General features: G+C 55.9%; 12 protein-coding genes and 1 tRNA gene. 2 read left to right on the top strand and 11 right to left on the bottom strand.

What is annotated here, in order from left to right; translation table 11 throughout:
• Window positions 1-7: 7 nt before the first annotated feature.
• The 11 genes from EKL30_RS16265 to EKL30_RS16215 form a co-directional block, all read right to left on the bottom strand.
• Window positions 8-1789: a SulP family inorganic anion transporter gene (locus tag EKL30_RS16265; RefSeq protein ID WP_126708292.1), complete on the bottom strand. Its 1782-nt coding sequence runs from the start codon at window positions 1787-1789 to the stop codon at window positions 8-10.
• A 52-nt stretch (window positions 1790-1841) separates the two neighbouring features.
• Window positions 1842-2663 carry a polyphosphate kinase 2 gene (ppk2, locus tag EKL30_RS16260; protein WP_126708291.1) on the bottom strand — a complete coding sequence of 274 codons (822 nt, stop codon included), beginning with the start codon at window positions 2661-2663 and terminating at the stop codon, window positions 1842-1844.
• 222 nt (window positions 2664-2885) lie between these two features.
• On the bottom strand, window positions 2886-3977 hold the full coding sequence (ychF, locus tag EKL30_RS16255; protein ID WP_126708290.1) for a redox-regulated ATPase YchF: 1092 nt from the start codon (window positions 3975-3977) through the stop codon (window positions 2886-2888).
• A 119-nt stretch (window positions 3978-4096) separates the two neighbouring features.
• Window positions 4097-4855: a type II CAAX prenyl endopeptidase Rce1 family protein gene (locus EKL30_RS16250; protein WP_233583191.1), complete on the bottom strand. Its 759-nt coding sequence runs from the start codon at window positions 4853-4855 to the stop codon at window positions 4097-4099.
• A complete protein-coding gene (gene pth, locus EKL30_RS16245) occupies window positions 4848-5444 on the bottom strand; it encodes an aminoacyl-tRNA hydrolase (protein WP_126708288.1) in 597 nt (198 codons plus the stop codon). The genes EKL30_RS16250 and pth overlap by 8 nt, the downstream gene beginning before the upstream one ends.
• 106 nt (window positions 5445-5550) lie before the next feature.
• Window positions 5551-6162 carry a 50S ribosomal protein L25/general stress protein Ctc gene (locus EKL30_RS16240; RefSeq protein WP_126708287.1) on the bottom strand — a complete coding sequence of 204 codons (612 nt, stop codon included), beginning with the start codon at window positions 6160-6162 and terminating at the stop codon, window positions 5551-5553.
• Window positions 6163-6266: 104 nt separating this feature from the next.
• Window positions 6267-7217, bottom strand: a complete 951-nt coding sequence (locus EKL30_RS16235; protein WP_199748593.1) for a ribose-phosphate pyrophosphokinase — start codon at window positions 7215-7217, stop codon at window positions 6267-6269.
• A 113-nt stretch (window positions 7218-7330) separates the two neighbouring features.
• Window positions 7331-7407, bottom strand: a tRNA-Gln gene (locus EKL30_RS16230).
• 2 nt (window positions 7408-7409) lie between these two features.
• Entirely contained in the window at window positions 7410-8336 is a 927-nt protein-coding gene (gene ispE / locus EKL30_RS16225) for a 4-(cytidine 5'-diphospho)-2-C-methyl-D-erythritol kinase (protein WP_126708286.1), read from the bottom strand.
• A gap of 5 nt (window positions 8337-8341) precedes the next feature.
• Window positions 8342-8926 (bottom strand): lipoprotein insertase outer membrane protein LolB, encoded by a 585-nt coding sequence (gene lolB, locus EKL30_RS16220; RefSeq protein ID WP_126708285.1) that lies wholly within the window; start codon window positions 8924-8926, stop codon window positions 8342-8344.
• Window positions 8923-10701 carry a tetratricopeptide repeat protein gene (locus EKL30_RS16215; RefSeq protein WP_126708284.1) on the bottom strand — a complete coding sequence of 593 codons (1779 nt, stop codon included), beginning with the start codon at window positions 10699-10701 and terminating at the stop codon, window positions 8923-8925. The genes lolB and EKL30_RS16215 overlap by 4 nt, the downstream gene beginning before the upstream one ends.
• Window positions 10702-10789: 88 nt before the next feature.
• Here EKL30_RS16215 and mutM point away from each other — a divergent pair, with 88 nt between their 5' ends.
• Window positions 10790-11617 (top strand): bifunctional DNA-formamidopyrimidine glycosylase/DNA-(apurinic or apyrimidinic site) lyase, encoded by an 828-nt coding sequence (mutM, locus tag EKL30_RS16210; RefSeq protein WP_126708283.1) that lies wholly within the window; start codon window positions 10790-10792, stop codon window positions 11615-11617.
• Between the two features lie 83 nt (window positions 11618-11700).
• Entirely contained in the window at window positions 11701-12657 is a 957-nt protein-coding gene (locus EKL30_RS16205; protein ID WP_126708282.1) for an MBL fold metallo-hydrolase, read from the top strand.
• Window positions 12658-12674 lie beyond the last annotated feature (17 nt).

Raw genomic sequence — 12674 nt, 5'->3', positions numbered from 1 at the left:
ATGCCGCTCAACGATTCTCGTCCTCATGGGCCACCGGCGGCTTCTCGAGGTAACTTCTTACGGCAGCCTCCACTGTCGGAAAAAAAGCCGTTTCGCCAAACCGCGCGAAAAGCCCAAAGCGCTTCAGCTTGTCTTTGACCGGATCCTTCATCTCGGCCAAACACAAACCGACACCCGCCGCCTGCAAGGTCTCGTACAGTTCGGCCAACATATCGGCCGAGGTCACATCCACACTGGTGATCGGCTCCGCCACAATGACTAAGCAGTGCACCGACCCAGAAGACTCAGCCACCGCGTCGAGTACTCGATCCTGGAATAATTCCGCGTTGGCGAAAAACAAGGGCGCATCCCAACGGAATAAGATCAGACCGGGTATCAGATGTGCGTCGGGATAGCGCCTGATGTCATGGTAGCCCTCGACGCCATTAGCGCGTCCCAGCACCGTTGAGTACGGACGCCAGCCATCCCATAGGAATTCGATGATGGCAATCACGATGGCCAAGCCAATGCCTTCAATCGCGCCCAGCACGGCCACGCCAACGGTGCAAACGATCGACAACCAGAATTCCCAGCGCTGGATGCGATAGATTCGCCTAAGGTCGCTGATCTCGATCAACCCGATAGCCGCTGCGATCACGACCGCAGCCAGTGCGCTCGTGGGTAAATTTTTCAGCAGGTCCGGGGCCACTAACAACAGCAAGGCAACAGCGAGCGCACCGACGACACCGGTCAACTGGGTCTTAGCGCCCGCGGCCTCGGCCACGGGAGTGCGTGACGAACTGCTGCTTACGGCAAAACCCTGAAAAAAACCGGCGGCCAGATTGGCGGCTCCGAGCGCCACCATTTCCTGGTTCGGATCGACATAGGTATTGGTCCGCGCAGCATAGACACGAGAAAGCACGCTGGTGTCGGCAAAGGATACCAGGGCAACGGCGCAGCCGCCGACCAGGACGGGGACAATATCGGCCCGAGTGACCCAAGGTACTTCGAACGCAGGCAAACCTTGTGGAAGGGAGCCGAGGACCGACACTCCGGCGCTCGCGGCAAGGTCCAGCATACCCACCGCGACCGTCGCACCTACGACGGCGATCAAAATGCCCGGCACGCGCTTGTAGCCCTTCAGCAACAGGATTACGACCAGTGCAGATGCGCCGACCGTGAACGCAGTCGGGTTGGTTTTTCCATCCACGACCGCTGTGGCGATCGCCCACAGATTTCTGAGCGGTCCGTCGGTTTCGATCGAAAATCCAAAAAGCTTGGGCAGCTGGCTGATCAACACCGTCAGCGCGATTCCGTTCATGTAACCGTAGCGGATTGGCTTGGAAAGCAACTCCGTGATGAAGCCTAGGCGCGCTATGCCAGCCAGCATACACACCGTTCCCGAGACAATCGCCATCATGCCCGCAAGAGCGATTGCGCGATGCGGATCACCGTTCGATAGGGGAACGACTACAGCCAGGATGATGGCAGCAAGCGAGGAGTCCGGGCCGAGAACAAGAATCCGGCTGGGCCCAAACAAGGCATAAGCGATCAGAGGCGCGATCGTCGCATAGAGGCCATAGATGCCGGGTACGCCGGAGGCCACGGCGTAAGCGATGCCGACCGGCACGAGCATCGTGGTCAGTACTAGTCCGGCCATGATGTCGTAGCGCAACCAAACAAGCTGATAATCGCGCAGTGTGCGCAAACCAGGTAGCCAGCGACTCAATCGTTTCTGATCGTCACCGCTATTGCGCCGGGCAATTCGGCCCTGTTGTGGGGCTGGCGGCGAAGAATCCGGATCGCTCATAAAAGGCAGTGGTTCTTTGGGTGTACAGCACCGATTCGCTTCAATGCACCGTTCAGAATTTTTCAGTGATTCGTCTGAGCGGATGATCCGATTCGTGATAGTCGCCGGGCTTCTGCCGCTTAGGCAAAATGATCTTCTCGCGCTCAACATCCGTGTATGGGATGCGGCTGAGTATGTCAGAAATGATGTTGAGGCGGACCCGCCGCTTGTCGTTCGAATCCGCCACAAGCCAAGGAGCCTGGCCGGAGTCGCTCGCCTCGAACATGTCGTCACGTGCCCGCGAGTATTCATACCAGCGGCTGTACGACTTAAGGTCCATCGGGGACAACTTCCAGATTTTGCGTCCGTCCTTGATGCGTGCCTCGAGTCGGCGGGTCTGTTCTTCCTGACTGACTTCGAGCCAATATTTGAGCAGAATGATGCCCGAGTCGACGATCGCCTGTTCCACCTTGGGCACAGTTTTCAGGAAACCAACCACCTGTTCCTTGGTGCAGAAACCCATCACGCGCTCGACGCCCGCACGGTTGTACCAACTACGATCGAAGATGACGACTTCCCCAGCCGCTGGCAGGTGCGGCAGGTAGCGCTGGACATACATTTGGCTTTTTTCTCGATCGGTCGGTGCAGGCAGCGCCACCACCCGAAAGACACGTGGACTTACCCGCTCGGTGAGCGCCCTGATCGTCCCGCCCTTGCCGGCTCCGTCGCGCCCCTCGAAGATGATGCAGATTTTGACGCCGTTTAGCTTCACCCACTCTTGTAACTTGACCAACTCGATATGCAGTAGGCGCAACTCTTTAAGATAGTCTTTGTTCTTCAGCTTCAGGCCTTCAACAGAATCACTCTTTGGAGCACTCTTTTTATCTTTTGCCATGGCGAACACCTCATATATGCGAGTCTCTGACCACCAATAAATGGAAGCTGAAGGACCTGCCTTCAGTTCGCAAATTGCACATTGTTTAAAGCGTAGCACCAGTCGTCAGTAATCGCTTTATTTTTTTACGTTAAGTAGCCAAAACGAAGAAAGCCCCCGCATGACGCTGTCATCCGGGGGCTTGTAGTGTCCATCAACGTCTGCCGGACTCCGGCTTCTTGCTTACACGTTGAAGAGAAAGTTCAGTACGTCACCGTCTTTGACGACATATTCTTTACCTTCGGAGCGCATTTTTCCTACTTCCTTGGAGCCCTGCTCACCCTTGAAAGTAATGAAGTCGTCGTAGGCTATCGTTTGAGCGCGAATGAAGCCACGCTCAAAATCGGTGTGAATAACCCCTGCCGCTTTAGGAGCCGTATCGCCAATGTGGATGGTCCAGGCGCGGACTTCCTTGACGCCTGCAGTAAAGTAAGTCTGCAAGCCAAGCAGCTTATAGCCAGCTCGAATGACTCGATTCAGGCCGGGTTCGTCCATACCGATATCGGCAAGGAATACGCTCTTGTCTTCGTCGTCCAGATCGGCGATGTCTGCTTCGATGGCTGCACATACGGCAACCACGGGCGCGCCCTCGGCTTCTGCATACTTCTGCACCGCGGCTAGATGCGGATTATTCTCGAAACCGCCCTCTTTAACGTTGGCGACATACATCGATGGTTTGGCCGTAATGAAGCACATTGGCTTGAGCAGCGCCATGTCGTCTTCATCAAGACCCAGCGCACGTACCGGGCGCGCTTCGTTCAAAACAGGGATTACCTTTTCCAGCAGAGCCACCAGCTTTATGGCGTCTTTGTCGCCTGCGCGGGCCGTTTTCTGGTGACGATGCAAGGCCTTTTCAGCGGCACTTAAATCGGCCAGCGCCAGTTCGGTATTGATCACTTCAATATCGGAAACAGGATTGATTGTGCCGGCGACGTGAATGACGTTTTCGTCTTCGAAACAGCGCACCACATGCACAATTGCGTCGGTCTCGCGAATGTTGGCCAGGAATTGGTTGCCCAGGCCTTCACCTTTCGAAGCACCTGCCACCAGGCCGGCAATGTCGACGAACTCGACAACAGCCGGCAGGACCCGTTCGGGCTTGACGATTTCTGCCAGCGCGGCCAAACGGCTATCGGGCACCTCCACCACACCTACGTTCGGCTCGATGGTGCAGAAGGGATAGTTCTCGGCGGCAATGCCAGCCTTGGTCAACGCATTAAAGAGGGTTGATTTTCCAACGTTGGGTAAACCAACAATGCCACATTGCAAAGCCATGAGTGTCCTGAGATAAAGATAAAAATCAAAAAAGAGCCATTGTAGACGCGCCATGCGCGCTGCGGTGCGTGCGAAATCGCGTGCGGCCAGCCTATGGAACGGCCATTATAGTATTCCCTTCACACCGCCATTTCCGGCGCAAAGCGAAGTACCAGCCAGACGAGCAGCAGAGGACCGCCGTTGAAGATGCCGTGCAACAAGATGGATGCACCTATCCCGCGCTTGACGCGCAGCCAACCCAGCACCATTCCAGTGAGCCATTGGGGCAGAACCAACAAGGGCATCAGCCACAAGGGGGTGCTATGCAAATTAAAGTTATACAAGTGCACTGCTGCGAAGGTCAGCGAGGCTACGTGAAAGGCCCAGGGGAACCAACGGCGGTATCGGATTCGATAGCGCCAAGGCAGGCTACGCCGCGTATAAGCCATACCCAATAAATACGGCAACCAGCAAATCGCAAAAATTGCAGTTAACAACATAACGGCTGACCACTTCGGGCCCATAAACATGGCCGCGACCGCGGCGGGCACTAGCCACCACGCCTGGGCGATTCGACGCAACCCATACCGGAATACAAGTTCTTCAACGACAGGGGCCCACAGTAAGGCCTGCAACCACGGAATGTTATTGATATCCAGCCGGTGCGTTGCGCCGCCAAGCCCTGCGGCCGTCACGGCGATCGGCCCAAGGAAGACGATATTGACGGCCCACAGGAAGCACGCCCATTTCAGGAGTCGGCCGAAGGAAACGCTTGGAAACCAGTCTTCCCACCATCCATTTCCGGCATGACGTCCTGGCAACCGGGGAGCCAGCCGCGGCCTTGCGACAAAACCAATAAAGTCGCGTAGCTCGCTGCGAAAGCTGGAATCCTTAGCCACGATTTGCCTCGTGCAATTGGCTCATGGCTTGTTGGTATTCCCCGCGCAGCAAGGCCGGGGTAATCGCGCGGCAACGATCGATAACGGCTTCAATCTCCTTTAGTTCGTCGCGGCGCGGCGGATTCAGCACGAAAGCGGCTACTTGCTGCGCCAGGCCCAAGGTGCGTGGATGTCCGATACCGAGGCGCAAACGCCAAAAGTCGGGACTTGAGAAAGCGGCTTGTATATCCCGCAAGCCATTGTGGCCGGCGTGCCCACCGCCCTGCTTGAGCTTCGCATTGCCCGGCATAAGATCGAGCTCATCGTGCAAGACCAGCACCTGTTCCGGAACAAGTTTATAAAATCGCATCAAGGCGCCTGCCGCTTGGCCGGAGCGATTCATGAACGTCGTGGGCTTGGCTACGATGACTGCCTCGCCTTCGAATCGCCCTTTCGCGACCCAGGCCGGGAATGCCTTCTCGAGAGCAAAATTGGCCTTCAGGTCGTCGGCCAGGTGGTCCGCCAGCCAGAATCCAGCGTTGTGGCGCGTCGTCTCATAATCCGGTCCGGGATTACCTAGGCCAATAACGAGGCGAATGGGTAAAGTCATGAATAGCCTACAAAAAAAACCCCCGCCTAGCATCTGCAGACAGGGGTTTTGCCGAACAGCAGACTGATCGATAAGGGATCAGAACAGTGTTTGCGTGACGAAAAACTTACGCTTCGGGAGTTGCAGCCGGAGCGGCTTCGTCGGTGGCGGCACCCGCCTTAACGTGTGCAGCGGCCAAGACTGGGTCGGCCTCGCCACCGTGCGTAACGAACACCACGCCTTTAGGCGCAGTGATGTTCGACAGGTGAAGCGTAGTGCCAGCCAGCATGTTGCCCAGGTCAACTTCGATGAACGGAGGCAGATTTGCAGGCAAGCAAACGACTTCGACGTCAGTCATGATGTGGCTGATGATAGCGCTGCTAAGCTTGACGGCAGGCGACTTGTCGGCATTCAAGAAATGCAAGGGCACCTTGGTGCTGAGCGTTTGCGAAGCATCGACACGCTGGAAATCGACGTGCAGTACCTGCTGTTTGTATGGGTGCCATTGCACCGAACGCAACAACACTTGCTGGGACGACTTACCGTCGAGTTCCATGCTCAGGATCGAAGCGTGGAACGATTCTTTGCGCAGAGCGTGATAGATTTCGTTGTGATCGAGCTCGATGCTGGCAGGCTCGGCAGTACCGCCATAAACAATGGCAGGAACACGGCCAGCGTGGCGGAGGCGGCGGCTCGCACTCGTACCCTTGTCGCTACGCGAAGTGGCGTTGAATTTCATGGAAAAACTCCAAAACTTGGGAGGGCTTAAAGCCCGTTGGTAAACGCAGCCAAAAGGCTACGAGCGACTGCTGCCTGCCGCGACCAGCAGGCAACGGTATGGTTTTAATCGACGAAAAGGGAACTGACCGATTCGGCGTGAGAAATACGCAATATGGTTTCGCCCAGCAATGAAGCGCAGGAAAGCTGACGAATTTTCTTGCAGGCCCGACCTGCGTCTGACAGCGGAATCGTGTCGGTGACGACAAGTTCGTCGAGCTCAGATTCCGCAATGCGTTGAACGGCACCGCCAGACAGCACAGGGTGTGTGCAATAAGCGTACACCGTGACGGCGCCACGCTCTTTCAGAGCCTGCGCAGCCTTGCATAGCGTTCCCGCCGTATCGACCATGTCGTCCATGATGATGCACGTGCGCCCATCGACCTCGCCGATAATATTCATGACTTCCGACACATTGGCTCGAGGACGACGCTTGTCGATAATGGCCAGGTCGGCTTCCAATTGCTTGGCCAATGCGCGGGCACGGACTACGCCGCCGATATCGGGTGACACAACGACCAGATCCTGATAATTGCGGCGCCAAATGTCGCCCAGCAATATAGGACCGGCGTAGATGTTGTCGACCGGGATATCGAAAAAGCCTTGGATTTGGTCAGCGTGCAGATCCATCGTCATGACGCGATCCACGCCTACGACCTGCAACATATTGGCCACAACTTTGGCCGATATGGAAACCCGGGCGGAACGTGGCCGGCGGTCTTGGCGAGCGTACCCAAAATAGGGAATCGCAGCGGTAATCTTGCCTGCCGAAGCCCGGCGCAGAGCATCGACCATGACCATGATTTCCATCAAACTGTCGTTGGTCGGAGCGCAGGTCGGCTGCAATACGAAGACGTCCTTACCGCGAACATTTTCATTGATTTCGACCATGACTTCGCCGTCGGAGAAACGACCTACCGTCATTTTTCCGAGCGACATATCAAGGTGATTTGCAACATCGACCGCTAACCGAGGGTTAGCCGTGCCGGTAAAAATCATGAATCTGTCGTGTGTCATGATGGACGCTAAATGTGGCGTTGCGTTAAACAACAAAGCTGTTGACCAGCACCGCTGTATGGGGCCGACTCAACAGCTTTACGTTGACTGCAAGCCTGTATGGCTTGAAAAAGTGGCTGGGGAAGAAGGATTCGAACCTTCGCATGCTGGAATCAAAATCCAGTGCCTTAACCAGCTTGGCGATTCCCCAATTCAACTGCTAATCCAGTGTCGTAGCGGATGTTCAAGTAGTCCGGAACAAGCCCAAACCTTTTGAATTACCACTGCGTTGTCGTTTTCACGATTCAGCATTTTACCGACAATTTCTTGCTGACACACTGTCGCTTGTTCAAGCGTTACAAATTCAACAAAAAAGCAGGCACCGGAACCGGTCATTCTTGCGTTTAGCCCTTGGCCGTAAAGCCACGTTGCGACTTGCTGCACTAAGGGGTACTGCGCAAAAACCACTGATTCCAAATCGTTGCGTCCAAATAACTGGCATGATTCCAAGCCGTTTAGTGGTGCATTGATTGTTTGCCAATCAGTAAAGAACGATATTTTGACCGAAGGTGAATCTCTTGTCAAATTGGCTGCGGAAAACACATTAGCCGTGGGCACATTCTGCATCGGCTGCACCACCAGATATGCACGCTCGGGCAGCATCAACGGTGACAGAATTTCGCCTATTCCCTCGGCAAATGCAGGCTGCCCGTAGATGAACACCGGAACGTCTGCACCTAGCAACAGGCCCAAGCGCATCAGCGCTGCGCGATCCAATCCGGTCTTCCATAAGCGGTTAAGCGCAATCAGCGTCGTCGCTGCGTCGCTGGAGCCTCCGCCCAGCCCGCCGCCGGAAGGAATATTTTTTCGATAACGTATTTGAGCGCCTAGAGCCGTACCCGTGTTCTGTTGCAAAATGCGCGCGGCTCTGACGACCAGATCATCTTCGTGGGCAAGCCCGGCGATTTGTTCGCCTTCACGTTCAATCCGGCCATCGCTGCGAACGTCGAAGTCGAGCGTATCGCATAGGTCAATGAACCGAAATGCGGTTTGCAGCAAGTGGTAACCATCGGGGCGGCGTCCTGTTACGTGCAAAAAGAGATTGATCTTGGCGGGAGCCGGCACATCGTACAGAGCCATACCGATCAGCCGCCGTCGACGACCAGGCGCACACTGATGGTTCGGTTGGCGTCATTGCGATTAAGCTGCAGCAAAGTCGGACCCAGGGCATCGTAGCGCGACAGCTGCACGCGCCAGCCGTTCTGGTTAAACGAGGCCACCTGCCCCGTACCGTTATAAATCAGCTCTGCAACGCTTGAGCTTCCTGTCTGGCCTCGCAACCAATCCCGCAAGCCTGCCACGGGTATTGGGCTGCCCAACACCAATTCCACCAGCGCATCGGGATGTTCGGCCTGCTCGGTGCTGCCATTGCTGCGCGTCAACGTAGCCTTGCCAGGCTCGACCTTGACGCGCGCCAGAGTGTTACCCAAAGGGTTGGTGAGATCCAGCAGTAGTTCGCGCCCAGTATCGTGCCAGGCAAAGCCGCCCTGCACCGCTTCTTGCTTGCCACTGAAATAGTTGACCGTTAACGCAAAGCGCCCGGCGCGATCGAAGGATGGGCCTGCGCCGGGAATGGAGATCTTCGACGGTGTGGCGCAACCAGCCATTAAAAGGCACAGCAATCCGGCACACCACCAGGCATTGCCGCGCTTGCGTAGCATGGCCATCATTTGAGCGTTACTCCCAGGCGTTTCAGCGTTTTAAGCAATGTCTCGTTTTGAGGCTCTTTGGCCATGCCAGCCTGCCATATCCGCCGAGCGTCTTCAGGACGCTTGGATACCCATAACACTTCACCCAAATGAGCGGCCACGTCAGCAGACGGCATCTGATCGTATGACCGCTGCAAATATTCCAAGGCGGCTTCGAAGTCGCCGCTGCGATACAAATACCAGCCTACGCTATCCAGAATAAAGGGATTGCCCGGGTCTAGTTCCAACGCGCGTTCCAGGAGATCTTCGGCCTCGTCCAGCTTGCGATTCTGGTCGGCATAGGTATAGCCCAGCGAGTTATAGGCGTTGGCGTTATTGGGGTCGAGCTCTATAACGCGCCTCATCAGGCGTTCAAATTCTTGAAATTTGCCTTGACGCTCGTAGAGCATCGCCAAGTCATACTTGATTTCGGCCGTATCAGGGATGGAAGAATCGGCCTTGAGAAGAATTTCCACGGCCGTGTCGGTCCGACCCGCTTCCCTATAAATAGAAGCCAATGTCAGGGCAACCACTGAGCGCTCGTTATTGTCTTGCGGCTTGAGCGATTCGATACTGCGGCGCGCCAGTGCGATATTTCCCATTCGGGCCTGCAGAACCGCTTTGTGTACCTGAGCCTGGAACCGCAGCGAAGGCTCATCAATCAGGTCGAGCTGTGCGATAGCGTCGCCGAGCCTGTTCTGCTTCTCGGCAATCTGAACCAGGAGCAAGCGCGCGTCGGAGGCATCGGCCATCGCATTGGTGGCCTTGTCGTTGATCGACTTGCGGCGCTGGGTCTGAACACTGATATATTCTTCAAGAAGCGCCTGCGCCTGTGGATAACGCTCGGAGCGCATATTGACTTCCGCTTCGGTGTAAAGCAGATCGAAGTCTTCTGGTGAGCGTTGGCGCATGGCGTTGACTTGCTCGAGCGCAGCATTGAAATCGTGACGATCCACTAGGCGATTCACGAGCATCAATTGCAGTTTGCGGCTGTCAGGATGCTTTTTTATATAAGCGCGGGTCTCGTCAATGGCGGCAATGGAATCCACCTTTAAACCGTATTCCAGCACCCGTTGGGCGGCGGGTTCGGATTCGGGATCCAGCGCCAACGCTTGACGCGCCTCTTGAAGGGCACGTGTGGGTTCGAGGGCTGCCCACGCCGCATCAGCAAGGGCCAAATGGGCAACGGGCAAGGAACGGACCGAGGGGGGCAAGGCTTTCTCGAGCACTTCAAATGCGACTCGCTTATCGGCCATTTTGCCGACAATGGCAGAAGCCTGGATAACCGCCTGCTCTTTGTTTTCGGCCTTTTCTATGCGGGTCCGGAGCGCAGAAGCCAAGCCTGCCGTCTGGCCGTTTGATGCCGCCAAGGCCAGAGCAGAGGCTACGGCCTCGGGATCGCCGGGAGCGAGCAGAGCCCACTCGCGTGCGGCCTTCAATGATCGGGCCATATCGCGATCCGCCATGGAGAACTGAAACGCCCGTTTGGCGAGCCGAGGGTCGGATGTTTCGCGGGCCAGATCGAGAAAGGTTTGACTGGCCATATCGAAACGACCGCGCTGCGCGGCGATTTCCGAAGCCAGTATCCGATATAGCATATCGGCGTTAAGCTTCACCACAGGCAGCTCGCCGGAACGAAGACGTATCTGCTCGATCTGTTGACGTGTTTTGCCATCCGGCGCGGAATAGGCCGGAAGGGACCACGAAACAAAAATAGGCGCAAACAACACTAACAGCAGAGGAATTGAACGTTTCATTAAAGAGAACCACCGCCGCTGCGCCCGAAATAAAGCGTCAGATGGCAAAAATTACACACTCAGATTTAAGGATGTTATCACCCCCTTTATGCCCGAACTACCCGAAGTTGAAACGACTCGTCGCGGAATAGCGACGATCATGCCCGGCCAGGTATTAAAGCAGTTTACGGTCTACGAGCCACGCATGCGTTGGCCTGTACCTGCGGGCCTTGGTGAAACGATCAGCGGCCATACCGTCCTGAGCTGTGAACGGCGCGGCAAGTATCTACTGATCAATTTCCACCACGGAACACAGATCATACATCTGGGCATGTCGGGCTCGCTGCGGCGTGCCGCGAGCGACGAGCCACGGCGCAAACATGATCATGCGGAATGGATCTTCGATCATGCCCGTTTCCTGCTGCACGACCCCCGCCGTTTCGGCGCCATCTTGTGGCATGACGCGGCCGATGGGTCAATCGCGCTGCACCCGCTATTGGCGCGTCTGGGCATAGAGCCCTTCGACCCTTTGTTCACGCCGGAATATTTGCACCGCCATCTACAAGGCAAAACACTGGCCATCAAGCAAGCACTTCTGGCCGGCAATATCGTGGTCGGGGTGGGCAATATCTATGCATCCGAATCGCTTTTCCGGGCGCGCATCAATCCACGCACCGCCGCCGGCACCATTTCGCTGGAGCGATGCCGCCGACTGACGGCTGCCATACTCCAAACACTAGGCGACGCGCTGGATTCGGGTGGCAGCACTCTACGCGACTATGTCAATGCCACCGGCGCGCCAGGCGCCTATTTCGATATTCACGCCGCTGTCTACGAAAAGGCCAACCGGCCGTGCAACGTTTGCGCCACCCCAATACGCCGTATCGTACAGGGACAACGTGCCACTTATTATTGCCCTAAATGCCAAAGCCGTTAGGCCTATATTCGTTTATAACGAATCCATTGCATATAAACGAATAGTGGGATATATTTTTACCATTACACGGAGACTCCAATTCAATGAGCAAACAATTTGCCTCTCACGCCGACCTTGAAGACAAGGTCATATCGTTCGAAAAACTGTCAGACAACGCCTACGCCTATACGGCCGAAGGTGACCCAAACTCGGGCATCATCATCGGCGACGACTCAGTTATGGTCATCGACACCCAAGCTACTCCCGTGATGGCACAAGACGTCATCCGGCGCGTCAGGGAAGTTACCGATAAACCGATCAAGTACATCCTGCTTTCCCACTATCACGCCGTCCGTGTGCTGGGCGCCTCTGCCTACCACGCACAGGAAATCATCGCCAGCCGCGACACGTACGACCTTATCGTCGAGCGCGGTGAACAGGACAAGGCCAGCGAAATTGGCCGCTTCCCGCGTTTGTTCCGCAATGTCGAATCCGTCCCGCCCGGACTGACCTGGCCAACAATCACATTCGATGGCGAAATGACAGTCAACCTGGGCAATCTTGAAGTCCAGATCCTGCAAGTCGGTCGCGGCCATACCAAAGGCGACACTATTGCCTGGCTACCGGAACAACGCATATTGTTCGCCGGCGACCTGGTCGAATATCAGTCAACACCGTATGCGGGCGACTGCTATTTCCGCGAATGGCCCCACACCCTCGATACACTTGCCGAATTCCAGGCCGAGAAAATGGTGCCCGGCCGTGGCCCCGCCCTGAAATCGGCAGAAGAAGTGCGCAAAGGGCTGGCTGGTACCCGTGCCTTCTTGACGGACTTGTACTCGTGCGTCAACAGCGGCGTCGCCGCAGGCAAAGATCTGCAATCCATTTATCGCGAAACCTACGACTTCATGAAGCCACGCTATGCAGACTGGGTGATTTTCGACCATTGCATGCCATTCGATGTATCGCGAGCGTACGACGAAGCCACCGGCTACGACGATCCACGAATCTGGACCGCCGAACGCGATATCGAAATGTGGAAGCAGCTGGAAGGCAAATAACGTAACCCCATAACATT

Source organism: Candidimonas sp. SYP-B2681 (genome assembly GCF_003971065.1).
Classification (GTDB): Bacteria; Pseudomonadota; Gammaproteobacteria; order Burkholderiales; family Burkholderiaceae_B; genus Pollutimonas.
The sequence above is the reverse complement of the archived record's forward strand: the minus strand, read 5'-3'. Positions and strand labels throughout refer to the sequence as shown.

Excerpts from the sequence above, each read along its gene's own strand:
- ppk2 (WP_126708291.1), bottom strand. The coding sequence starts at position 2,663 with ATGGCAAAAGATAAAAAGAGTGCTCCAAAGAGTGATTCTGTTGAAGGC.
- EKL30_RS16205 (WP_126708282.1), top strand. The coding sequence starts at position 11,701 with ATGAGCAAACAATTTGCCTCTCACGCCGACCTTGAAGACAAGGTCATA.
- EKL30_RS16240 (WP_126708287.1), bottom strand. The coding sequence starts at position 6,162 with ATGAAATTCAACGCCACTTCGCGTAGCGACAAGGGTACGAGTGCGAGC.
- ispE (WP_126708286.1), bottom strand. The coding sequence starts at position 8,336 with ATGGCTCTGTACGATGTGCCGGCTCCCGCCAAGATCAATCTCTTTTTG.
- EKL30_RS16235 (WP_199748593.1), bottom strand. The coding sequence starts at position 7,217 with ATGACACACGACAGATTCATGATTTTTACCGGCACGGCTAACCCTCGG.
- EKL30_RS16215 (WP_126708284.1), bottom strand. The coding sequence starts at position 10,701 with ATGAAACGTTCAATTCCTCTGCTGTTAGTGTTGTTTGCGCCTATTTTT.
- lolB (WP_126708285.1), bottom strand. The coding sequence starts at position 8,926 with ATGATGGCCATGCTACGCAAGCGCGGCAATGCCTGGTGGTGTGCCGGA.
- ychF (WP_126708290.1), bottom strand. The coding sequence starts at position 3,977 with ATGGCTTTGCAATGTGGCATTGTTGGTTTACCCAACGTTGGAAAATCA.
- pth (WP_126708288.1), bottom strand. The coding sequence starts at position 5,444 with ATGACTTTACCCATTCGCCTCGTTATTGGCCTAGGTAATCCCGGACCG.
- EKL30_RS16265 (WP_126708292.1), bottom strand. The coding sequence starts at position 1,789 with ATGAGCGATCCGGATTCTTCGCCGCCAGCCCCACAACAGGGCCGAATT.
- mutM (WP_126708283.1), top strand. The coding sequence starts at position 10,790 with ATGCCCGAACTACCCGAAGTTGAAACGACTCGTCGCGGAATAGCGACG.